This window comes from Neobacillus sp. NRS-1170, assembly GCF_050468025.1.
On record NZ_JBITPF010000008.1, the window covers coordinates 1 to 21,319 of the forward strand.

A 21,319-nucleotide genomic window follows, 5' to 3' on the forward strand; every position below is an offset into this window, starting at 1 on the left:
GGCTAACCTTATAATACGAAGGGTGCGATTGCTGAATAACGGTAATCGCTTTTTATTATTGAACAAGCTTAAGCAGATTAGTTAATTAAAAGAGGAAAATTTAAACACCTTATAGAATTCGTATACGACTATTTTTATTAAGGTGGTAACCAAATTTGGGAATGTCTAACTACTATCGGAAACTTAGAGAAAAAGTTGGCAGTGAATTAATCTTTATGCCTTGTGTAGCAGGAATTATTCGAAATAAACGAGGAGAAATTTTATTGCAGAACAAAGGAAATGGTGAGAAATGGAGTCTCCCAGCAGGAGCAATAGAACTTGGTGAAGCACCTGCACAAGCTGTTGTCCGTGAGGTGTGGGAAGAGACAGGCTTATATGTTGTTCCAAAGAGGTTAATTGGGGTATTTGGAGGAAAAGAGTTCCGTTACGAATATCCGAACGGACATAAAGTAGAGTATAACGTTTTTATGTTTGATTGTGATATTCAAAATGGAGAACTGAGCCTAATAGATGATGAAACTGCTGAACTTCAGTATTTTAATCCAAATAATATGCCAGAATTAGCTATAAATTATCCTATACATTTATTTACACAAACAGACAATAATAAATTATATTTTCAATGGAATGAAAATTGGTTAAAAGAGCTTTCTAAGAATTAACTTTTCTTGTTAAGCTAACGGGTGCAAGAGTTAAAGACGGGGATCGCTGCGGCGATCTTTTTTTATTCCACTAACAGACAAGTTAGTAGCAAAGTTATTCATATTAATTATAGAGAATTAATAAAATGATAAGTAACTAATTGGTTACTTTAGCCGAGTAGAAAGGGGATTTTATGAATAAAACAACCTTTTACTTTTGGATGAGTGTAATTGCTTTAATCTCAGTCTTTTCAGGAGAAATTGTAACGTTTATGATGCTTTTCTTAATTCTAGTTACTTTAAAAGAAATACATCAAATCTTAATGGAATTTTATGACGATTGGAAAGGCAAGAACTAACGTTAAAAATATGTTTATCATTTTCCTTATTCAACTATCGGTTTCTTGAATATAAGAAAGGGATTGCTGCGGCAATCGGGCATTTCGCATAAAATATAGACACACTTTTGTACCTTATAAATTGTATTATATTTGGATTGTGGAGGTTTTTGATGTTCCTTTTTCTGTTCTAAAATAACATTCATTTTGCTTAAATAAAGGCGATCCTTAAAGAAGATCGCCTTTTGTTATTTAGTTCAATTAGCGATATATAGAAAAATGCTCAGAGTTTAAATGCCGTGAGCATTGTTTTTATGCCGATTATTGAGTTAATTTGCTTGTTATCCTAATGTTAATTTTAATGGGATTATTTTAACCGTTAAATGGAATCTTGTACATCATAGCAGAAACAGTTATGAAAAGGCTCATTTTTTATATTTCAGTCAGAACAAAGGGAGATTATCAAAAGATGTAAGTTTTAATGCTCCATCATGGTCCAAACGATCCCCAAAATAGTAATCACGCATGCTGCCACTTTCGGAATAGTAATTTTCTCTTTAAAGTAAATTCGTGCTAAAAAGAGGACAAAAAGAGGGGATGTATAAGCCAAAGCTACAACCAATGTCCCATCAGCCCATTTCAATGCTGTTAAAAGGCACATCCATTGGATAATCGATAGAACCCCACGTACTCCTAGAGCAACGTTCAGTTTTGGAAACCAAAGTTTCGGGCGATAAATGATATAAATAAGTAAGCTAATACCTGTAGCGCGCATCAGGTATAGAGTTGGAGCATTTGTCCACTCATGGATGAGTAGCTGCTGCGTTGGTACCATGCTAATGCCAATAATCACGGAAGCTAGAATCCCAAGCATGTTTCCGGCTTTTTTTAACTCCATTAAAGGAGCGAAGGGATCACGTCCTTTCAAATTTAAAAAATAGATGCCAAGTACAATAAAAAATACCGAAATGAAAGTTTTTGTATGAAACCCATTGATAAAGATATTGGGTAGGAATGTAAAGAGAGGTGTGAGTGAAGAATAAACTGCAAGTCTAGAAACCTCAATTCGCTCCATAGATTTAAAAAACAGGATATTAGATATGGTATCAAGAAGGATAACCATTACCAACAAGCTAACCGAACCCATGTTCATATGAAATGAAAATAGTCTCGGCATTGAAAAGGCAAGCAGAATGCTTACAGAGATGAAAGAAGTTACTATAAAACTATGGCTATTCTTCATTTCTACCATAATTTTTTTTGCATATAAAGTAACGGCAGCGTTAAAAAATGAACTCATTAAGGCAAGCAAAAACATTTGGTCTCCTCCTATTTTGCGTTTCTTCTATCGTCTATGTAGAATAATAAGGGAACAAGGTATATTTTGTCATTGTATGAAATAACAAATATTTTTCGTGGTGTTAGTCACCGTAACCAATGATTAAATAGTAGTAGGAGAGGTTTATGGAAATTTTGGATCTCATGCAAATCCCAATTTTTGAAGGGGCAAGCATTGTAGCGGGCAAAAGAGGGTGCCATCGTACCGTTCACACAGTAACCATGATGGATGCTCCAGATATTATACATTTTGTAAAACCGCATGAATTATTAGTGACTACCGCTTTCTGGTTTAAAGAAAATCCGGAAAACCTAGTGACTCTTATTGAGGATATGGCAAGGAAAGGGTGTGCTGGTTTAGGGATCAAAACCGAACGTTATTTACTGGAAATCCCCTATTCAGTCATTCGGATGGCTGACGAGTTAGCATTACCTATTATTGATATCCCGTTAACACACTCATTAGGGGATATTGTCAATCAAACATTGTCATTTATCTTAACCCAAAGACCTAGTGGGATGCTCAATCTGTTGCAAATTAGGCGTGAAAAAAATAAATTTTTTGCGCGTGTTTTGGAGGGAACCAATATCTCTAAACAAGAAATTTTAGCTCAAGGGAAGGGCTATGGTTTAGTGAATGCGCCATATTATCTGCTTGTTGTGGGAAAGCCTGATGGTATTATTCCACCTGTTGATCATAGGAAAGATGCCATTTTTGAACTTATTGAAGGGGAGTTAGTTAATCAAATGAATAAATATATCTTTTTTACTAAAGAAGATTTATTTATTTTTCTTTGCCCTATTTTCTCCCTGAGCAATAACATAGAATGCCAAATAGGTAATTGGTTGCAAAAACTGCAGGATTTGATTGATGACACTTTTCAAATTTCCTTCTCCTTTGGAATGGGAAATTATGTGGAACGTGTGTTAGATATAAAAACTAGCTTTTGGCAAGCGAAGAATGAACTGGATATGGGCTATCGTTTAGGAAAGAGGAAATTTATCCAGCTTTGCAGAAGCCAATCAGTGGGCGAGCTTCTGAGCTTGGTACCTACCGCTTATTTACAGGAATTCTATGTAAAAACATTGAAGGAGCTTGCACAACCATTGGACCAAGATAAAATCGGCTTATTGGAAACACTAAACCTTTATTTTAAAAATAACGGTAATATTGGAGAAACAGCCAAGCAACTTTTTGTTCATCGGAATACAGTAATCTATCGTTTACGAAAATGTGAAGATATATTAGGTGAAAATTTAAAGGACCCTGAAGTGGCATTTAAATTGCGCATTGCTCTACTTATTCATACCTTCATTTGAAACAGCTCCTAGAACATCATTTCCGAATTCTTTAATACTAAAAAAAATAGTGAGAAAAAATAAAACTTACTTACAATTTTTAATCTGCACCCCAATTGTTAGACACAAAATTTAACAAGGAGGTGTGCAGTTTTTCTATGACTAAATTTAGTAAAGAAGATAAATTAGCTGCTGTTAAAGGTTATTTAGAAGGCTGGGAAACTTATGCTCCGATTGGGGATTCCATTGGTACATTATAAAAGTGAGATTATAAATTTGAAATTTTTGTTTATAAATTCATATAAAAATTCCGGAAATAGGAGGGGGAGACGGAGCACGCTATTATTTCGACGAAAAGGACATTCCTGGTAGTAAAGAAATGCCCTTTTTCTGTTTTGTTAGAATTTAAAGTCTAGAATCATCTTACTGGTTTCACCTGTAAACTTATAGTTATAAGACCCTTTCAAGCTTTCTAAGTCACCGGTAGCTTTGATGATTGTTCCTGGAGAATCTAGATTTCCTTTATCAAACATTCCTTGCTCTAAAGCCGTGAATGTCCCATGTTTTCCCTTGTAAGTTCCTTCAAAATGCAGAAATCCGGAAATTTTAGAAGTGGCTAAGTGACCATCATCTATAGTAGAGTCTATATAAAATAATAAATATTCAACACAAGCTTTTCCTGTTAATTCACCCTCAATATCATATTCGACCTGGGCAATATTAATAGGGAATTCTTTTCTAGTGTCGTCTACTGGCTTTTCATCCCATTTGCTTACTGTAAATGTTACCTCCATGGAAATCTCCCTTCATTATTAAATAGTAATTCACCTTCAGTATATTATCCAAAAAGTACCATTATCAATAATAGAAAAGGATTACTTTTATTAATTTTTCTTTACTTACTTTGTGAAATAATACACTTAAAGTAACTGATGCAATAGTTGAAGATCCAATTGCCATTTATAAACTGGGCAGTTGGGTGCACAGATAGTGAGGTGACTTAAAAAAATAAAAATAAACTTTAAGTTTTCATTTAGTTACTTATGCCTAATTTTTATTGGTTCTTTGAATAAACTTCTTAGTTTTTCATAAAGAAGGCTCTCCGCTCAGTAGTAATCCATTTCTCTAAATCGTCTTGGCTACGTCGAACAAGTCTATTCACTAGCACATCGTGCCATACATAATCCTCTAATAAGTAAATATGAACAGGGTCATCTGTATAAAAAGCAACACTACGCTCCTCAATTGATGGTCCATAAATCATCTCTTTAGAATCTATGGACAAAATAAACCAATGATCCGTAGACGGGGTTTCAGTAAAAGGTGTAATGCGATGGATTTCTAGATTTCCAATTGGATTTTCAACGTGTAGTGTAATACCTTGTACGGTTGCTTTTTCAGTCGCCTGAACCAGATCCTTCTTCAACACCTCATACATATCGTCCCACATTGAAATAACAATACGTTTTTCTGCTTTTTTTATTAACATCTCACAATAGTTAATAATCGTTTTATAGTCCTTTAATGTAATCACACGGTTGTCCATATTTTCACCAGAAGTTTCTAGACTTCTTAAAGAGTCACTTAATACCGAATAAGTCGATTGCCACTCTGAGTGAGCCTTCTGCAAAAAGATTTCAACGGGCAGAGGTGAATATCGAGTGGTGTCATTTATTTCCTCCTTCAAGACAATTCCTTTTTCAACAAGATTACCTAACACATCATAAATTCGTGCTCTTGGTATACCTGAGTCCTTGCTAACTTGGTAGGCTGTAACAGGACCTTGTTTAACGAGAGATACATATGATTTAGCTTCATATTCGTTAAAACCTAATTTTTTGAGCTGCTGCACTATGTCGTCCACTTTTTTCGCCCTCCAATTATTTTCCTATGTAACAAATTTACAATAACTATTTACATATAGCAATTAATTAGTTACTATTCCAGTAGTGACTATTAAGAAAGGTTGATTGAAATGCAATTAGACCCATCGTTATTAATTATTTTGATTGTTTTTGGATTTTTAGCAGCATTTATTGATTCAGTTGTAGGGGGTGGCGGACTGATTGCACTGCCTGCATTATTATTTACAGGGTTAAATCCAGCAGGGGCAGTAGCTACCAATAAACTAGCAGGGACTATAGGCTCTTTAACGAGTACATTTATGTTTTATCGTTCTGGTAAACTTGATATAAAATCAGTGTTTAGATTTTTTCCACTCACGTTTATTGGCTCATTATTGGGTGCATACACTGTTCATTTGTTAAACCCTGAAGTGCTTAAGCCATTGATGTTGATAATGCTCGCAGCAGTAGCTATTTTTACTATTTTCAAGAAAGATTGGGGAAGCATTTCAACCCCAAAACAACTGTCTATCCGTCACTTTCTTATTTTTGTAGTTGCCATTTTTGCTATTGGTTTCTATGATGGATTCATTGGTCCTGGAACAGGTTCATTTTTAATTTTTTCTTTTTTGTTGATTGGATTTGATTTTTTAAAGGCTGCGGGGAATGCAAAATTTTTAAACTTCGGTAGTAATATTGCTGGGTTGTTGATGTTTATGTTTTTAGGGCAAGTAAACTACACTTATGGAATAATAATGGGAATTGCACAACTTGCTGGTGCGATTTGTGGATCAAAATTTGCAATAAAAAAAGGAAGTGGTTATGTTCGTGCTCTGTTTATTGCAGTAACCTGTTTATTGTTAGCGAAGAATATTTATGATTATATTCAATAATTTTAAAATACTGTGCTTCCTTCTAAGGTCACAGTATTTTATTTTGCATTATATATAGTACTTCAATAATATACTATATGCCCATTAATATTAAGATGTAAAATTGCATGAGAATACCTTGAAAGGAGTTTTCCTCATGAATATTACATCTTTTTTAATGTACTGTATTATTATTACCTTTACACCAGGGCCTACCAATATTGTCATATTATCGACAGTCCATCATTTCGGGGCAAAAAAAGCAATGGAATATACATATGGAGCAACGATTGCGTTTGGTCTATTACTTGTTATTTCCGCTATGTTGAATACTTTGCTTCTAGCAATCATACCGAAAATTTTAATCGTTATGCAGATTATCGGAAGCATTTATATGTTGTATCTTGCTTATCAAATTTACAAAGCGGATACATCAAAACCAACTGTAAACCAATCCGGTACCTTTCAGTCAGGATTCCTTATGCAGTTTTTAAATCCAAAGGTAGTACTTTTTACAATGACTGTTATTCCAAGCTTTATATTGCCGCACTATACCGCAATGAATGCAGTGTCTATATGTGTGTTAGCTATAACTCTTATAGGATTTTTGGCATTTATTACATGGGTTCTTTTCGGGACAATCTTTAAGCAGTTTATACAGAATCATAGTAAAATTGTTAATGTAATGATGGCAATATTTTTAGCTTATTCTGCAGTGATGATATGGATGTAGATAAAGGGGTGAATTAGTTGGACAAATTTATCTATAAAAAATCAGCGGGTATCACTGCGTTGTCAGCAAGTATTACTAATTTTACTTATAAAAAGCATTCTCACCAGGAGTATGCAATAGGGGTAACATTGCGTGGTATTCAACAATATAACCTGGATGGCAGCTTACAATTATCCTATAAAAATGGTGTTATGCTTTTTAATCCAGAACAGGCACATGACGGAATGGCACATGATCATAAGGCAGGACTTGATTATGTTATGTTATATATTAAACCGCAATTGCTTTTAGAGGTTATGGAGAAAAAAGATATAGTACGTTTTTCAACACCTATTGTCTATGATTATAGACTTGAACAAAGAATTTTAAGTCTATCTAATGCCATTTTAACCGAAAAAGATGAGGCTTTGTGCAATGAATTACTCGTATCCCTCACAGATAGCCTAATTCAAACGAATCTTTCTACATACTATAAAAAAGATAACGCTCTAATTAGAAAAGCAAAGGATATGATTCATAGTAACTTAGAAAATGTACTTAAACTTGACGAGATATGTTTAGAGCTTAATTTATCCAAATATCAGTTTATCAGATTATTCAAGGCTCATACTGGAATTTCACCATACCAATACTTTCTTAACTGCAAGATAGAGCGTGCAAAGCAGTTAATAGAAAAAAATAGAGATATATATGCAGCCGTAACTGAATGTGGTTTTGTTGATTTAACCCATTTAAATAAACACTTTAAAAGCGTATATGGAACAACAGCATTTGAATATATGTCACATTTATAAATGGATTTAAAAAAAAGGAGGGGTAAAAGTGTCATTAAAAGTAGGAGATAATATTACATTTGAACGGAAATTCACAAAAGAAGATGTTGAATTGTTTACTAAGGTTTCACGTGATGAAGGCTCTCACCATGTTACTCCTGATGAACAGGGAAGACTTGTAATACAGGGATTACTAACCGCTACATTACCGACAAAAATAGGCGGCGATAACAATGTTCATGCTCGTAAAATGAATTTTGAGTTTTTAAGACCAGTATTTACTCGTGATATTATAATTTGTGTAGTACCGATAAAGCAATTCGAAAAGGAAGATAATAGGACACGTATTAATGCCTCTTTTGTATGCGAAAATCAACATGGAAAGAAAGTGCTAAGAGGTCATTTTTCAGGAGTAATCCTATAAATTCCTCTTGAGATATTTTACACTAGCTTTTACAACGAAAGATTAGAGAACTTGGAAAAATTCCAAGTTCTTTTTTTTAAAAATTTTGTCTTGTCTGTAAGGTTATGAAGTTATTCCATTATGTACTGAAGCATTATGAAAAGTTACACTTAAACTATCAGGGGCAAGAGTTAAAAAGTGGGATTGCTGTGGCAATCCCCTTTTTTATTGGACCAACGATGAAGGTTGTTGAAGAAGGTTATATTATTTATTTAGAATTAATAGAATGTAACAATTTGGTAAATATATAGGAGGTAACTTATGAAGAGAAAATTAGTATTTATTTTTGGTGTTGCAGGGATCGTCACACTGAGTATTGGATTTATTAAATGCTTGGGAAGCACAGAGATATTTGCTAATAAACTACCAATATCAGAAACTGTTTTTATAGGACAGGCGGATATTGATGATGGGGACCAATATAGAGTTGTAACAAGAGAGGAACAAGATAGACGAGAAAACAATCATATTAAAAATGGGAATCAATACACAGTTATAACAGTTGCCGAACAAAATATGGTAGAGAACTCAAAGGCTTTATCAGGATTTGTTCCTCAAGAAAATGAACAAGGGTTCTTTTTTATAAAAGAGAAATAAGCCTAAAAATAGTTATTAAACTTTCGGGGGCTTATGATAAAGATGGGATGGCTCGCTGTCTTATTTTCTGTTGGCATTGATAAGAAAATATCTGCTAGTTCAATAAAATCAGTCAATAATAAAGTAGAAGTCCTTTGATCACAAAGAGTTATCTTTAAAACAAGCTATTGATTTGGCATTCCCATCTGCTTTAAAATGGAATAAAATGCTATTGGAGGTCAAGGCCATGAAAATTAAAGGTTTCGGTGGGGTTTTTTGGAGAACAAAAGACGTTGTTTCATTAAATAAATGGTATAAAGAAACTCTTGGTTTATCGATGGGAGAGTGGAATGGTACGATTATCAAGCCAGATGTTGACAACGAAACAATCTTTTCTTTGTTTAAAGAAGATAGTGATTATTTTCCAGAAGAACAATCTGTGATGCTAAATTTTCAAGTAGAAAATATCGAAGCTTGGATGGAACATTTTAATAAAATTGGAGTACCTCTTTTAAAACAACCTGAGAAAAGCGAGTACGGAACATTTATTTGGATTGCTGATCCAGATGGAAGATGGATTGAAATATGGGAGAAAACCGAGTAACGGGTTTTATTAACTGATTTAAAGTAGATCCTTGCTTCTGTTGTTTCACTATTGGGAAGTATTCCTGGATTGAGTGAAATTGAGATTTAACAAAAAATAGCTGCCATGATTGGCGGCTTTCTTATTGCACTACCGAGTGAAATTTGGATTTATATACATAGAAATTCTATGTAAAATTTAGCTATGAAAACTAAAGGAGATCGCTAAAATCAAGTTACCATTATGGGGCTGTTGTCCAATAGGAATGGAGTCATCACTCCATTCCCATTTTTTTTATTCAGTTTAAATAGATTTTTGAATGTATGTGGTTACTTACAGAGAACACCAGCATATTTATCATTTCCTTGTAACATCCTAAAGAGCTTTTGCGTATAATGCTGACATGTCTTTATTTTTATAGGCAAATTGCTTATTTTATCTAATTAAGTGATACTAATCCAAGCTAACCTTATCTTAACTAAAATAATACACATTTGAGTTGATCCAAAAGGTGGTGAGTAATATGTTCTATGGTTACGGCTGGGGTGGTAATTGCTACGGCGGCGGCCTTTACGGAGGCAGTTCTTTTGTTTTAATCGTAGTATTGTTCATCCTTTTAATTATTGTCGGAGCATCTATGACTTATTAATAAACCAATACACGTTCTAGCGGGAAAAATCATTATGCTGGAGGGGTTATAAAATGAGCGGTGGACATGGAAGTGGTTTCGCGTTAATCGTAGTATTATTCATTCTTCTTATCATTATTGGTGCATCATTTATGTGCTATTAATTTAGAATAAGAGGAATCAACCAAGAAAAAGGCCCTCTTTTGGGGCTGTTGACAAACTAATAAAAAAAATTAAGAATTACTAAATGAACTAACGGGTGCTTGAGTTCAATATTTTGTTCCGGCTGGAACTTAACCTTGTGATCGCTGCAGCGGTCATTTTTTTGTTGAACTAACGGAAGAGGTTAGTGGCTTAGGAAAATTTGATAGTTATGTCGTATAAGATACCTATTATTCTCTTCTTTTGGGGAAGTTTAAATAAAAAGGAGTAAAGATGATGAAGAAATGTTTCTTAGCTTTATTGATATTTGTTTTAGCTAGTGATACAGGAGCATATGCAGAAAATAGAGCTAATCCGACTGGGACAAAAGAAGAAATGATGGAAGACATTTTATTTCAGCATTATGCTTAACATTTATTAAAAATAACAAACAGATTATATGATTGCAAAAAAATTCTCAGTATTAAAAGAATTGATAATAAGCATCTAATTATGGTAGGGTTAATTACTTTTACAGGACCTCATAATCCTCCCAATGATTTATATATCATAACTTTCACGGATAGTCCTATTGGTCCAGAGCAACCATTCGAATTTCATTTGGAAAATGTAGATCGTACTGAAAAAATATCCAATGAACAATATGAAGCTTTTTGTAGGCAATAGTAAATAGATTTAACATAAAGGAGCTTATAACATGACACCTAAAGTTTTATTCAGCATTTTTGCCATATCTATTCTAATGGCAATAGTGAAGCAAGCTAACGCAGAAAGTAATCTTATATCAGCTAAGGAATCTATAAAGCAAGAAATAAACTACATATACCCTGAGAATAAAGAAAAAGTATTTACTGAAACTGTAGACCAATTTTATGAGGCATTAAGGAAAAGGAGTTATCCAGTTCATCAGAAGTTTTACAGAAAACATTATGAGTTTTACAAAAAACATAAGAATAAACTTGGAAACATGGATACTGCTCTTTTTAAAGAGATGCTCAATGAATCAGTAAATTTTAGAAAAAAGGTATTGTTTCATGAGGTGGAAAAATTTAATTATATAACTTGGGATGGAAATGGTATTCTTACTACCTACCCAGATATAAAAATGAAATATAATCAAGCAGTCAGTCCAGATAGACAAGTATATTTTTTCTATTCTTTTAAAGATACAGATAAAGAGTTTAGGGGAAGATGTGCAGTATATGATATAGAAACAAAACAACTACTTGCTGGTGGAGATACCTATATTAATAAGTACCCAAAAATAAGAAGTAAAAATTGAGCCAAATTCAAATCATGGCTTTATTTAATTCTAAATGCTTGTTGTACTAACGGGTGCTTGAGTTTAAGATTTAGGGACTTAAATAACGAATTAGAAAATTATTAAGATAGGTCGAGTGTTTCTCCATAAGGGGGAGATGCTTTTTTATTACTTACAAGATTGTGAAGAGTTGTACTTAAAGTAACGGGTGCTTATGTTAAAGATGGGATGGCAGCGGCGATTTCGTTTTCTTATTTTGTTAATGAAGCAGTTAAGTATAATAAGAGAACGCTTAGGATAAAAAATATATGTCAGAAAAGAAATATTCCGCTTGTACACTTCCATAGGTTGTCCAATTTGCATTTACTATAAAATAAGGAGGTGAAAACATTATTGAGTAACCATTCAAATGTAACCATACAGGTCTGTTTAGTTCTTCACATCGATATTTGTGACAAGGAAGTCTCTGTTAAAGTTGAACATGCCCTTTGTCACCCAACCACCACATTTTGCCCCGATAGAGGAATCCTAACAATTGCACTTCCTTTCACACTTCTAGGAAAAATGAAAGATAAACATAAATTAAAATGTGCCTTCAAAAAAGCTCTATTAAATTCTAGTTTTCTTTACGTTTCAAATTTTGGTAATAGGAATGTACAGATTTATAATATTTCCAATCCCGAAGTTCCTGTCCGTATTGGGGAATTTAATGGAGAAAATTTAAACTTTCCTTCTGGATTAACTATTACTGATACCACTCTTTATGTGGTAAACCCATCTCTAGGTAATAACACGGTAGAAATTTACGATATTACCAATCCGACATCGCCTGTACATGTTGGCGATTTCAAATCAGGTAATTTACACTTTCCTGATCAAATGGCCATTTCGGGTAACCTCATTTATATAGCCAATGGTCTGGATAACAAAATAGAAATCTATAATATTTCTACCCCTACAACCCCTGTACGTGTCGGAGAATTTAATGGAGCAAATTTAGATGGTCCTTCTGGATTGATAGTAACAGGTACCTTTCTTTATGTATCCAATCTAAACAATAACAGGATAGAGATTTATGATATTTTGAATCCTACCAACCCTGTACATGTCGGACATTTTAATGCGGGTAATTTTAATCAACCAGCTCAATTTGCTATTACTAGAGATATTCTTTATGTAGCCAATTTCGGTGACAACATGCTAGAAATCTATAATATTTCCAATAGAAAAGCACCTATACGTGTAGGTGAGTTTATTGGAGGTAATTTAAACGGTCCTTCTGTATTAGCTATTACAGACAACATTCTTTATGTATCAAATTTGTGCGACGACACGGTCCAAATATATGACATATCTAATAGTATAAAACCTAAACATGTCGGTGAGTTTAACGGAGGAAATATAAATACTCCTAATGGAATGGCTATTGTTAAGTTCCATGATTTGCTGAGGGACAATTCGAAACCAATATGAATATATAAAAGCACTCGATGACCGAGTGCTAAATTGCTTCCCATTATAGAAATCTGATTAATGTTTATTCTAGTGGTGTGAGGTCAGAGAGTTTAACTAACTTTATATCATTAACCTTTTTTACTTTGCAATACCCACTATAGAAATCCAAAGAACTACATAAATTTCCGATTCGAAAATTACTTTTCTTCCAATAACCAATAATGCCTCCTGATTCCATTTGAAGAGCCGTTAATTAAAATACCATCGAAAACGTTTACACATCAAAAGGTAGTTTTTTGGGTTCTTCTTGAACTTACGGGTAGTTAAATCCGACGGTTTTTTTTCTTTATGATCGGTTCAGCATGAGTTAGTGGATTTTGTAGGGATATCGATGCAATTACCTAAAATTAGATATCTTTTTAAAATACAATTTAAGTTATTTTGATTCCTGTACGCTTTTTAGAATAAAGTGTCCAAAGTCTTGCTCCCACATGACCACTTGCATAACCAAAGCAAAGTTCTAAAGCTGTAATGTTTCCAATAGCATCTTTTGTCGGAATCATAAATATTCCTTCTGGCTCCCTATAATCTAATGCTCGATAAGCTTGCGAATGATTAAAATCCACCATAATTCCAGAACTCCAATCAACTTGAGTAATATGATGATTCCCAACTAATTCGATAGGTGTTCCATCTGGATAAACCCCGCCATTTTCAGTATTATCTATGGGGCTAAAGGAGTTACTTTCATGGTATCCCGTACCATGCTGAGTATATAAGAAACTCCCAAATAAGCTCATACCTTGATTAGGTAATGGAGTGAATACGTTAATTGGATTTCCATTGTCATCTACTTTCCACCAATTAATGACGGGATAAAGAATCGTATTTAATAAAGTGAAAGTTGGTTTTTTTCCAACATATTTAATTTGGAAAATAGCAGCATAATACTTTCCATTATTAAGATTATCTTTATACTTGACTGCCATGCGATGAAACTCATTATCAATGCTAACAGATAAATTCCTGTAATTTGCTCCAATTGTTCCGAATAAATCAATTGGAGTGAACACTTGAATATCAGGGCTGTCTGGAGTGTAGCTGCCATTTTTGTAAATAAACCGACAAAGCCCATCTCCAGCAACATCATATCGTTTAGAAGATACGGTTTTTGCTGTATCGATTACTTCCGATAGACAATCTATCCAAAGATACGTAGCATCTGGAGCGTATTCAATTGCGATTTGAGCACCATGCCCAAAACCGAACGCTCTAAAATTGTCATTAATACCTTCAGAGAATCGACCAGGGCTTGACTCGTAGCTATTTTTGAAATGGTGATGGTTTAAGTACATTGTCGCCAACAGCTTTCCAGCTGCATTTAGCTTATTAATTACTAGATCACCGTGTTCCGCACCTTTATCACCAGCTAAACTTTTATTGCGGCATTGAGCAACATAAAGAATTGGGTTTGTGAAATTAATTCTATAATCAACTACAAAAGATTGCCCTACTGTAACTTGACTAAGAGCTTTTTTCTTGATTCCTGGGTTTGTGCCAAAAGCAACATTGTATGAAGCCAAATCTAGATCTACATATAAATCTGCAGTATTTTGCATTTTATATAAAATATCCTCCATTACATAATTTTTAATATAAATTTTTTAACCTTGTCCATCTTTTTCTTGCGTTTTATTTTGTTATAAAAATTATTGTATGTAATCCTGTAAGGATTGTTTGGTTATCTATCTGATATTTAAAAGATTAATTCACATTATTTAGAATTATATAGAATAAAAAGAAAAAGGACTTATTGAATTGAGAGGTACTTTGTGAAAGATGGGAAGCTACCGTGATCCCTTTCTTCTTATTGAGCTCACGGTGGTTAGTTTAACAACAGTTTGGTTATATATGGTAAAATTTATATAAATTAAACGGTTGGAGAGTAGATGTGTTGAAGATACTTTTAGAGTTAATACGAATAATAAGCTTATTATTATTCCTCGGGGCAATTTTAAGTGCAATTATTAATTATATCTATTCAAAAATAGGAACTGACATTGATAATTACGGTTGGATGGGTGTAATTGCGATTTTTATTTTATTATTTGTTCTTTATAGAAATAAATTGCAATTTAGTGGGTGGTACCAAGGAAAAGGTAGAGTAAAACTTTCAGAAAAAGTTTTCAAATTGCTCATTATCAGTTCAATATCATTACTGTTATTGCCTCCGATTTTAAGTTTCTTCTTCAGCTAACGGGTGCAAGAGTTCATGATAGATCGCTGCAGCGGTCTTTTTGCTTGTTATGCTAACAGGGCAGGTTACTTAAATAAGCACAAAAGAATCTCACTGTGTAACGGCTATATGGCGAATGAATTATTCGATTCTGTTGAAAAATACAGAGAAGGACGTGAGGTGACGTGTGGTTCTTAATACTGACGGTTATTGTACTTAATGCCGTGTTCTGGTTAATGTCTAAGAAGTTGACTAAAATTGAGATATTCTCAACCTGTATGTTTGCATGTGTTTTTGAGTTAATAGTAAACATCTATTTGGACCTAAAACTGGATTGGTACGGCTACTTCCAGAAAGGTGCTCAATGGGGATCTTTGATTGTCATATTCGGCATTTATCCTGCGGCTAACACTATTTTTCTGAATTACTATCAGTACATAAAAAATGTTGCACAGAAATTTTGGTACATTATGGGGTGCTCGGTTTTCGCTGTGGTTTACGAGTGGTTAGCAGACAAATCTGGATACTTTTATTACAATCAATGGAGACTTTGGTACTCTGCAATTCTTTATCCGTTCATATTCCTGTTACTGTTGGCGGTTTTGAAGTTGGTTCGAAATCTGATTCTCAGTCAGTACGAGCGTATTTCTCAATAAGCGAGTTGTGGTTTGGCTACAAAATTGTGAAGAATTGTACTTAAATAAACGGGTGCTTATGTTGAATAAGGAGTTTGCTGGGGGCGATCGTCTAGACAATAAAAAACAGTCTCCGAAGGACGCTGATTCATTTTCATAAGTCACGACTTCCTTTGTTTTTCCTCTTAATGGGAAGAACCTCGCTTCGTAACTGAGTTTTCCTTTGAAATATAAAAAATTTGAAGAAATATGTCCTTCATATTTATCATACTCGTTGCCGTTTTTTGCTGTAATTACTATGCCATATAAATTGGCGTCCATTCAAATATTGCAGGTCTGATTTAACGGACATAAAATCTTTATCCCTGCGGCATATTATATTTAACAAAGATATTTTAATGAATTGAGGTTTTTAAAAATGGATGAAATGCGAACAACCAATCAAGTAGAAGAAGTAAATAAACACCTTAAAGAAATTCCCAAGGAAGCCGAAGAAAGAAGAATTGAAAATCAGCCTCAAACTGGTAAAAACGAGAAAGCCATCGAGCCGTTTTAATCCGGAAAACGGCAAAACCAAAGAATCTTGCTGTCCACAAATTTCATAAACCATAAAACAGGGCATAGAAATTTCCTATGCCCTGTTTTTATTTATTGGATTTGTTAAAGAATATTGTTTTTCTTCTTCATCTAACTTTAGTTACCTTTCAAAGGGGTGCTACGGCAGACTTCTTTTTTCGCTATAACTACAGCTTGTATTTTAATTGTTCTTGCATTTTTTTATCTTTGCTGAAAATAATAAGTTCGGGGTGATAAAATGGCAACGGTTAAAATCGGGGACAATATTTTATTTAAGCGTGAAGGGAAAAGCTATGAAGGAATTGTTACAGTTGTTAGAGAAAATTCTGTTATTGTTAAGTACGGATACAATAAAGAAAAAGACGAACCAATTACAACCATAGTCAATCATAAAAATTATAAAATTACTAATGCAGCTTTGTGAAAAAATATACTTTGAATTGGGCAACAAAATGGACTGTTTTCGGCAGTCCTTTTTTATTATTAAACTAACGGTGCTGGGTAGGGCTTCCCTTTGTGATTGAAATCGAAGGAGAATTATTAGTTGATTTTGAAATGGACTCCATCCATCAAGCAATTCATTTCATACCTAAACAAGAGATAGGCATTATCGCAATGTTCAATGGAAGTGATGATCATTATATAGTAGCAAAATTAGCTATAATTCTAGCTGAAAAGTACAATGGGATAATTAATTTTGATGCGGAATTACCTGAATCTTTAACAAAAGAAAATAACTGGTTCAATATGGGAAATACCCTATATAGTTGAAGACGATGAAACAGCAGTTGTACATTTCGTTGATGTTACGTTTTTAAAAAATTGGTTAAAAGAACCTCATTTTCGGATGATAAAGTAACCTAATAGTATTTGCCATAAAATAATTTAATTGCCCCTCGATTTCTTGTTGAACTAACGGGTGCAAGACTAAAAGAACCAAAGCTGTCATTTTGGCAGCTTTTCTCTTTCCAAAAAGGTAGGATTTTTAATCCTGATTACGTCAATTGATGATAAATAAATTTTAAGGGATTCTAAAAAATGCAGAAAATACTATATTTGTATGGTGATGGATATGAGGGGGAGTGAGAGGATGAAATTAAAGTGGAGCATACCCATTGCTTTGGTTGCTTTCTTTGCTGGAGGATGTAGCGATTCGCAAAATACAAAGCCTGTTTTAGTACAACAAAAAATAACAGAAAAAAATCAACCGGAACTAACCAGTGATCAAACGAATAAGCCTGCCGTAAAACCAGTAAAACCCACAATTAAACCGGGCAATACCTCCAATCAACCGGAAACATCTACTCATCAAACGATAACGATACATGACGAGTCCCTTCAAAAAGAAAGCCCGATTATCAACATTATTTATCCACAAATTGATGGCATAAAAGACAAATTGGCACAAGCAGAAATTAATGATACTTTGAAGAAAAAGGCGAACAATGCAGATGAGAGCCAAATGACCAATGATGATCCAAGTACGCCGTCATCGTTCCATTCAAAATACGAAATCACATTCCAAAATGAACATCTCATTAGTTTTGTGTATGATCAATATTATTATCTTAGCGGGGCTGCACATGGAATGCCATCGCGAGTTCCTATATTGGTGGATTTGGATAATGGGAAGATTGTTGAGCCAAACGAAATGGTTAATGATTCGGATAAAGCAAAACAAATAATTACACAACTCGTCCTAAAAGAGGATGTTTTGCACACGCTTGAAGCTATGGGTGAGTTTAAGCAAATAAACTCAGATGATTTAAAGCAAATTTATCTAATAAAGGAAGGCTTAATTATTTATTTCCCACCATATGAATACGCTTCCTATGCTGAAGGTACGCTTCAATATCAACTTCCTTTTTCGGATATAAAAGGAATATTAAATACAGCATTTTTCAATAGTCATGGGATTGATATTTCAAAACCAAGTAACTTAATAACCATTTATGCTTCCGAAGGGTATCATTTTTCTGTTCCAAAAACATGGATTGATCGTTTGGTATTTGAAAGAGCAGATTATGAGGCAAATAATCCTTGGTTTGATGAAGTCAATATATACTACAATTCTTCTGATAAACCGTTATTGTTTAGTATCCATATGTTTGAAAAACAAGTATGGACTTCGTTAAACCCGGAAACGGAAGTAAAATTGGTGGAAGACAAAAATATTATTTATTCCTATTCAGTCGGAAAAACCCCACAGAATGACTTACAATTCAATGATTTCATAAACAACGTAGTTCCCGAAATAATGAAAACATTCCAAATAGATTTCTAAAGATAAATAGTTAAACATTATTCCAATGTGGAATAATGTTTTTTTACTTTTTACTACTATTTTTTACTACTATAACCATCCGGTACATAAAGAAATAAATATTCTCAAAAGTCACTTTTCATTGAAATTCCTCTTCCAAATGAAATTATATTAGAGAAAATTTATAGGTATCGTTAAACAACAATTGGCGATCAATATCATTGCTACCTGTTCCAACATAATTGGGCAGGTAGTTTAATTTTGCCTTATTGTTCAATGTTCATTTCAGGGTACCACAACATTAAAAGAAAATTATGTATAAACGAACACGATAAAATATAATGAATTAGAAGATTTAAATAAAAATATGAAACCTTTAAGTATGGTGGGAAGGAATTATTATTATATACCGGGGAGTTTTAAAATGGATATTCAACAACTTAAATATTTTGTAGAAGTAGCCAAACAAAAGAATTTTACCAAGGCATCTGAGAGCCTGCATGTATCTCAGCCTTCCATCAGTAAAATGATAAAAAGCCTGGAAGTGGAGCTTCAAGTGACGTTGCTAGATCGTTCGGAGAGAAAAGTGGAGATGACAGATGCGGGGAAGATTGTTTATGATCAAGCATTGAAAATTTTGCAGATGATAGAAGATATCCATTCTTCTGTAAACGAAGTCGTTCATGTAAAAAAGGGAACTATCAAAATGGGATTAATGCCGACTTTGGGAGTGATGTTATTTCCGAACGTTCTTGCTGATTTTAAAAAGGGTTATCCGCAGATTGATATGCAAATGGTCGAATTTAGCGGGAAACAACTAGAACGAAAGGTAGTAGAAGGGGAAGTGGATGTGGGTATTACCGTATTACCAGTTGACTCTGAAGTGTTTGAATCCATCCCCTTATTAAAAGAAGAACTAGTTGTCATTGTTGACAGGAATCATTGGCTGTCGGAAAGAAAATCAGCATTTTTATCCGATTTAAAGGAAGAAGCCTTTATTCTTTTTACCGAGGAATATATTCTGCATGATGTGGTAATGAAGGCCTGTTTGCAATCGGGATTTGAGCCTAATTTAGTCTACAAAAGTTCCTTATGGGATATCGTTGGAGAGATGGTAGCGGCACAATTTGGGATATCTATCATTCCTAAGTCGGTAGCAAACCGATTTAAGGATCAGGTTTCTATTGTTGCTATTACTTCACCTCAGGTTGATTGGGAATTGGCATTGATTTATAAAAAGAATAAGTATATTTCCTATGCAGTTCGGGAGTTCATTACTTATATTCAGGAAGGAAAACCCTAACTATAACTTCGGAGAATAGTTTTGATGACTTTTATATATTTTATGAATCGTGATTCTCCAAGTAGAATAATCTATGTTACATATTGTTCTATTTCGGAGGTGTTGCTCTTGAAAAAGGGCTTAATGATTTTATTTCAAATTGGGGTTATTATTGTGTTTACCTGGATTGGTAAATATATTGTCTCTCTTCTTCATGTACCTATTCCAGGAAGTATTATTGGGATGATTTTATTATTCTTCGGTCTTCATTCAAGCTTGATTAAATTAAATTGGGTGCAAGCGGGGGCTACGCTTATTATTTCCGAGATGATGTTATTTTTCATACCGGCAGTCGTTGGATTTATGCAATATTCATGGATATTTGGCATCAAGGGCCTAAGTATTTTATTCATTGTTGTTAGTGGTACAGTACTTATGATGATAGCAACAGGTGTCATCTCCGAAAGAATCCTAGAAAGAAAAGGCGGTGAAGCAAGGAGATGGTTACCAAGATTTTTTATGTAATTATTACTGTCCTTTTTTATTCTTTTGCGAAAAAGGTCAATCGGATAAAGCCAGGATTGTTATTTTCACCAATCATTCTCACTCCTGTTATGCTCATTGTTCTCCTTTTGATAATGGATATACCATACAAAGAATATGCAAATGGCACTTTTCCACTAAATGAATTGTTAGATGTTGTAACCGTTGCATTAGCTATTCCATTGTATCGAAACTGGTCGTTTCTGGCGAAAAATTGGCGCGTGATTGTATGTAGTCTTGCCGCAGGCTCCTTGATTGCTGTTGTTTCGGGCATTTTATGTACTTACCTGCTTGCAATGGGGAAGGATTATTTGCTCAGTATTATTCCTCGCATTGTCACCATTCCAATTGCTGTCAGTTTGTCTGAATCGATTGGAGGGACTCCTGCCATTACTGTTCTTTTTAGTATGTTGACATGCTTTGTAGGTGTCTTCATAGGACCAGCTATAATGAAGCACTTTTCCATTAAGCATCCATTGTCCATCGGCATGATGTATGGTTTGGGTGCACAGGCACTTGGGACGGCAAAAGCGTTTCAAATCGGTGAAAAAGAGGGAACAACCTCCAGTGTATCCTACATTCTGACTGCCATCCTTACAGTCATCTGGGCATTAATCCTAACACCTTTAATCCTTACTTTGAACGTGTAGGAAAATGGGTGCCACCCCCTGCATTAATATAATGTGTTATTGCATTAAAGGGCGCTTTTCTTTAATAAGAAGGCTTCTTTTTGCATGGACAACACATTTCAGGGGATTGAGTTTTTTGAGTTGTAAAAAAGATTGTAAATATTGTTGTAAATATTGTACTGATATGAA

General features: G+C 33.9%; 27 protein-coding genes. 23 read left to right on the plus strand and 4 right to left on the minus strand.

From position 1 onward, the window contains the following. Positions 1-161 precede the first annotated feature (161 nt). Complete coding sequence (locus ACIFOT_RS02180; RefSeq protein WP_430061257.1) at positions 162-662, plus strand: NUDIX hydrolase; 501 nt, start codon at positions 162-164, stop codon at positions 660-662. Positions 663-835: 173 nt separating this feature from the next. Then, complete coding sequence (locus ACIFOT_RS02185) at positions 836-1,000, plus strand: hypothetical protein (protein WP_223596191.1); 165 nt, start codon at positions 836-838, stop codon at positions 998-1,000. 457 nt (positions 1,001-1,457) lie between these two features. Here the strand turns inward: ACIFOT_RS02185 and ACIFOT_RS02190 are convergent, their stop codons facing one another. Beyond that, positions 1,458-2,297, minus strand: coding sequence for an EamA family transporter (locus tag ACIFOT_RS02190; protein WP_430061219.1), 840 nt, complete (start codon positions 2,295-2,297; stop codon positions 1,458-1,460). Positions 2,298-2,443: 146 nt separating this feature from the next. Between ACIFOT_RS02190 and ACIFOT_RS02195 the strand changes: the two genes are divergently transcribed. Then, complete coding sequence (locus tag ACIFOT_RS02195) at positions 2,444-3,637, plus strand: PucR family transcriptional regulator (protein WP_430061221.1); 1,194 nt, start codon at positions 2,444-2,446, stop codon at positions 3,635-3,637. 377 nt (positions 3,638-4,014) lie between these two features. Here ACIFOT_RS02195 and ACIFOT_RS02200 read toward each other — a convergent pair whose 3' ends face one another. Beyond that, entirely contained in the window at positions 4,015-4,410 is a 396-nt protein-coding gene (locus ACIFOT_RS02200) for a DUF3224 domain-containing protein (protein ID WP_430061223.1), read from the minus strand. Positions 4,411-4,694: 284 nt separating this feature from the next. After that, a complete protein-coding gene (locus ACIFOT_RS02205; RefSeq protein WP_430061224.1) occupies positions 4,695-5,480 on the minus strand; it encodes a TrmB family transcriptional regulator in 786 nt (261 codons plus the stop codon). Between the two features lie 105 nt (positions 5,481-5,585). Between ACIFOT_RS02205 and ACIFOT_RS02210 the strand changes: the two genes are divergently transcribed. From ACIFOT_RS02210 to ACIFOT_RS02260, 11 genes are all read left to right on the plus strand, one after another. Continuing rightward, positions 5,586-6,353 carry a TSUP family transporter gene (locus ACIFOT_RS02210; protein ID WP_430061259.1) on the plus strand — a complete coding sequence of 256 codons (768 nt, stop codon included), beginning with the start codon at positions 5,586-5,588 and terminating at the stop codon, positions 6,351-6,353. A 136-nt stretch (positions 6,354-6,489) separates the two neighbouring features. Continuing rightward, complete coding sequence (locus tag ACIFOT_RS02215; RefSeq protein WP_430061226.1) at positions 6,490-7,065, plus strand: LysE family translocator; 576 nt, start codon at positions 6,490-6,492, stop codon at positions 7,063-7,065. Between the two features lie 17 nt (positions 7,066-7,082). After that, complete coding sequence (locus tag ACIFOT_RS02220; RefSeq protein ID WP_430061228.1) at positions 7,083-7,859, plus strand: helix-turn-helix domain-containing protein; 777 nt, start codon at positions 7,083-7,085, stop codon at positions 7,857-7,859. Between the two features lie 28 nt (positions 7,860-7,887). Further along, a complete protein-coding gene (locus ACIFOT_RS02225; protein WP_430061230.1) occupies positions 7,888-8,262 on the plus strand; it encodes an enoyl-CoA hydratase in 375 nt (124 codons plus the stop codon). Positions 8,263-8,562: 300 nt separating this feature from the next. Further along, the gene (locus ACIFOT_RS02230) at positions 8,563-8,898 is read left to right on the plus strand and encodes a hypothetical protein (RefSeq protein ID WP_430061232.1); all 336 of its coding nucleotides are present in this window, start codon (positions 8,563-8,565) and stop codon (positions 8,896-8,898) included. 226 nt (positions 8,899-9,124) lie between these two features. After that, positions 9,125-9,481: a VOC family protein gene (locus ACIFOT_RS02235; RefSeq protein WP_430061234.1), complete on the plus strand. Its 357-nt coding sequence runs from the start codon at positions 9,125-9,127 to the stop codon at positions 9,479-9,481. A gap of 502 nt (positions 9,482-9,983) precedes the next feature. Then, positions 9,984-10,109 (plus strand): YjcZ family sporulation protein, encoded by a 126-nt coding sequence (locus tag ACIFOT_RS02240; protein ID WP_289983342.1) that lies wholly within the window; start codon positions 9,984-9,986, stop codon positions 10,107-10,109. Between the two features lie 53 nt (positions 10,110-10,162). After that, a complete protein-coding gene (locus ACIFOT_RS02245) occupies positions 10,163-10,252 on the plus strand; it encodes a YjcZ family sporulation protein (RefSeq protein WP_430061236.1) in 90 nt (29 codons plus the stop codon). 271 nt (positions 10,253-10,523) lie between these two features. Next, on the plus strand, positions 10,524-10,661 hold the full coding sequence (locus ACIFOT_RS02250) for a hypothetical protein (RefSeq protein WP_430061238.1): 138 nt from the start codon (positions 10,524-10,526) through the stop codon (positions 10,659-10,661). A gap of 286 nt (positions 10,662-10,947) precedes the next feature. Beyond that, the gene (locus tag ACIFOT_RS02255) at positions 10,948-11,532 is read left to right on the plus strand and encodes a hypothetical protein (protein ID WP_430061240.1); all 585 of its coding nucleotides are present in this window, start codon (positions 10,948-10,950) and stop codon (positions 11,530-11,532) included. Between the two features lie 372 nt (positions 11,533-11,904). Beyond that, on the plus strand, positions 11,905-12,984 hold the full coding sequence (locus ACIFOT_RS02260) for an LVIVD repeat-containing protein (RefSeq protein ID WP_430061241.1): 1,080 nt from the start codon (positions 11,905-11,907) through the stop codon (positions 12,982-12,984). 413 nt (positions 12,985-13,397) lie between these two features. Here the strand turns inward: ACIFOT_RS02260 and ACIFOT_RS02265 are convergent, their stop codons facing one another. Next, a complete protein-coding gene (locus tag ACIFOT_RS02265; RefSeq protein ID WP_430061243.1) occupies positions 13,398-14,585 on the minus strand; it encodes a hypothetical protein in 1,188 nt (395 codons plus the stop codon). 853 nt (positions 14,586-15,438) lie between these two features. On the opposite strand from ACIFOT_RS02265, the gene ACIFOT_RS02270 reads away from it, so the two are divergent. The 9 genes from ACIFOT_RS02270 (at position 15,439) to ACIFOT_RS02310 (ending at position 21,151) form a co-directional block, all read left to right on the plus strand. Continuing rightward, entirely contained in the window at positions 15,439-15,858 is a 420-nt protein-coding gene (locus ACIFOT_RS02270) for a CBO0543 family protein (protein ID WP_430061261.1), read from the plus strand. A gap of 397 nt (positions 15,859-16,255) precedes the next feature. Further along, on the plus strand, positions 16,256-16,393 hold the full coding sequence (locus ACIFOT_RS02275) for a hypothetical protein (protein WP_165903271.1): 138 nt from the start codon (positions 16,256-16,258) through the stop codon (positions 16,391-16,393). 258 nt (positions 16,394-16,651) lie between these two features. Then, entirely contained in the window at positions 16,652-16,837 is a 186-nt protein-coding gene (locus tag ACIFOT_RS02280; protein WP_430061245.1) for a DUF2187 family protein, read from the plus strand. A gap of 92 nt (positions 16,838-16,929) precedes the next feature. Continuing rightward, a complete protein-coding gene (locus ACIFOT_RS02285) occupies positions 16,930-17,184 on the plus strand; it encodes a DUF6368 family protein (RefSeq protein ID WP_430061247.1) in 255 nt (84 codons plus the stop codon). After that, positions 17,177-17,272, plus strand: a complete 96-nt coding sequence (locus ACIFOT_RS02290) for a DUF6368 family protein (RefSeq protein ID WP_430061263.1) — start codon at positions 17,177-17,179, stop codon at positions 17,270-17,272. The genes ACIFOT_RS02285 and ACIFOT_RS02290 overlap by 8 nt, the downstream gene beginning before the upstream one ends. Positions 17,273-17,503: 231 nt before the next feature. Continuing rightward, positions 17,504-18,697, plus strand: a complete 1,194-nt coding sequence (locus tag ACIFOT_RS02295; protein WP_430061249.1) for a DUF3298 and DUF4163 domain-containing protein — start codon at positions 17,504-17,506, stop codon at positions 18,695-18,697. A gap of 403 nt (positions 18,698-19,100) precedes the next feature. Then, positions 19,101-19,979, plus strand: coding sequence for a LysR family transcriptional regulator (locus ACIFOT_RS02300; protein ID WP_430061251.1), 879 nt, complete (start codon positions 19,101-19,103; stop codon positions 19,977-19,979). Between the two features lie 108 nt (positions 19,980-20,087). After that, positions 20,088-20,483, plus strand: coding sequence for a CidA/LrgA family protein (locus ACIFOT_RS02305; protein ID WP_430061253.1), 396 nt, complete (start codon positions 20,088-20,090; stop codon positions 20,481-20,483). After that, positions 20,459-21,151 carry an LrgB family protein gene (locus ACIFOT_RS02310; RefSeq protein WP_430061255.1) on the plus strand — a complete coding sequence of 231 codons (693 nt, stop codon included), beginning with the start codon at positions 20,459-20,461 and terminating at the stop codon, positions 21,149-21,151. The genes ACIFOT_RS02305 and ACIFOT_RS02310 overlap by 25 nt, the downstream gene beginning before the upstream one ends. Positions 21,152-21,319 lie beyond the last annotated feature (168 nt).

What these genes read in the sequence shown, in the direction of transcription:
- ACIFOT_RS02180 (WP_430061257.1), top strand. Translation starts at nt 162, where the DNA reads ATGTCTAACTACTATCGGAAACTTAGAGAAAAAGTTGGCAGTGAATTA.
- ACIFOT_RS02185 (WP_223596191.1), top strand. Translation starts at nt 836, where the DNA reads ATGAATAAAACAACCTTTTACTTTTGGATGAGTGTAATTGCTTTAATC.
- ACIFOT_RS02190 (WP_430061219.1), bottom strand. Translation starts at nt 2,297, where the DNA reads ATGTTTTTGCTTGCCTTAATGAGTTCATTTTTTAACGCTGCCGTTACT.
- ACIFOT_RS02195 (WP_430061221.1), top strand. Translation starts at nt 2,444, where the DNA reads ATGGAAATTTTGGATCTCATGCAAATCCCAATTTTTGAAGGGGCAAGC.
- ACIFOT_RS02200 (WP_430061223.1), bottom strand. Translation starts at nt 4,410, where the DNA reads ATGGAGGTAACATTTACAGTAAGCAAATGGGATGAAAAGCCAGTAGAC.
- ACIFOT_RS02215 (WP_430061226.1), top strand. Translation starts at nt 6,490, where the DNA reads ATGAATATTACATCTTTTTTAATGTACTGTATTATTATTACCTTTACA.
- ACIFOT_RS02230 (WP_430061232.1), top strand. Translation starts at nt 8,563, where the DNA reads ATGAAGAGAAAATTAGTATTTATTTTTGGTGTTGCAGGGATCGTCACA.
- ACIFOT_RS02235 (WP_430061234.1), top strand. Translation starts at nt 9,125, where the DNA reads ATGAAAATTAAAGGTTTCGGTGGGGTTTTTTGGAGAACAAAAGACGTT.
- ACIFOT_RS02240 (WP_289983342.1), top strand. Translation starts at nt 9,984, where the DNA reads ATGTTCTATGGTTACGGCTGGGGTGGTAATTGCTACGGCGGCGGCCTT.
- ACIFOT_RS02245 (WP_430061236.1), top strand. Translation starts at nt 10,163, where the DNA reads ATGAGCGGTGGACATGGAAGTGGTTTCGCGTTAATCGTAGTATTATTC.
- ACIFOT_RS02250 (WP_430061238.1), top strand. Translation starts at nt 10,524, where the DNA reads ATGATGAAGAAATGTTTCTTAGCTTTATTGATATTTGTTTTAGCTAGT.
- ACIFOT_RS02255 (WP_430061240.1), top strand. Translation starts at nt 10,948, where the DNA reads ATGACACCTAAAGTTTTATTCAGCATTTTTGCCATATCTATTCTAATG.
- ACIFOT_RS02265 (WP_430061243.1), bottom strand. Translation starts at nt 14,585, where the DNA reads ATGCAAAATACTGCAGATTTATATGTAGATCTAGATTTGGCTTCATAC.
- ACIFOT_RS02270 (WP_430061261.1), top strand. Translation starts at nt 15,439, where the DNA reads ATGTCTAAGAAGTTGACTAAAATTGAGATATTCTCAACCTGTATGTTT.
- ACIFOT_RS02275 (WP_165903271.1), top strand. Translation starts at nt 16,256, where the DNA reads ATGGATGAAATGCGAACAACCAATCAAGTAGAAGAAGTAAATAAACAC.
- ACIFOT_RS02280 (WP_430061245.1), top strand. Translation starts at nt 16,652, where the DNA reads ATGGCAACGGTTAAAATCGGGGACAATATTTTATTTAAGCGTGAAGGG.
- ACIFOT_RS02295 (WP_430061249.1), top strand. Translation starts at nt 17,504, where the DNA reads ATGAAATTAAAGTGGAGCATACCCATTGCTTTGGTTGCTTTCTTTGCT.
- ACIFOT_RS02300 (WP_430061251.1), top strand. Translation starts at nt 19,101, where the DNA reads ATGGATATTCAACAACTTAAATATTTTGTAGAAGTAGCCAAACAAAAG.
- ACIFOT_RS02310 (WP_430061255.1), top strand. Translation starts at nt 20,459, where the DNA reads ATGGTTACCAAGATTTTTTATGTAATTATTACTGTCCTTTTTTATTCT.